This is a genomic window from Streptomyces sp. SID1328, assembly GCF_009865595.1.
GTDB classification, from domain to species: Bacteria; Actinomycetota; Actinomycetes; order Streptomycetales; family Streptomycetaceae; genus Streptomyces; species Streptomyces griseoluteus.
The window spans coordinates 1-283 of record NZ_WWKH01001018.1 but is presented as its reverse complement, the minus strand read 5'-3'; the positions used below and the strand labels follow the sequence as shown (position 1 = coordinate 283).

The 283-nt window shown below is 78.1% G+C and carries 1 pseudogene; it reads right to left on the bottom strand.

The annotated features are described in order from the left end of the window. A pseudogene (locus tag GT030_RS32735) lies at positions 1-283 on the bottom strand (hypothetical protein); the annotation flags it as partial.

Sequence of the window (283 nt, the reverse complement as noted above, 5' to 3'; positions counted from 1 at the left end):
TGGCGCGCCGGTCCTCGTCGGCGGCGCGGGCGCGTTCCAGGCAGGACTGGGTACGGGCCTCGGACTCGGCGGCGTCGTCGGCCAGTTCGCGGAGCTTGACCTGCCAGGTGGCGCGTTCGCGCAGCCGGTGCGCGAGTCCGGCGAGGGCGTCCGCGACGCGGCTGGCGCGCTGGGCGGCCTCCTGGCGTTCGTCGCGCAGCCGGGTGGCCTCGGCGGCGGTCTCCTCGGCCTCCGCGCGGGCGGTGCGGGCCTCGGTGAGTTCGGCCTCGGTCTCGTCGGCGAA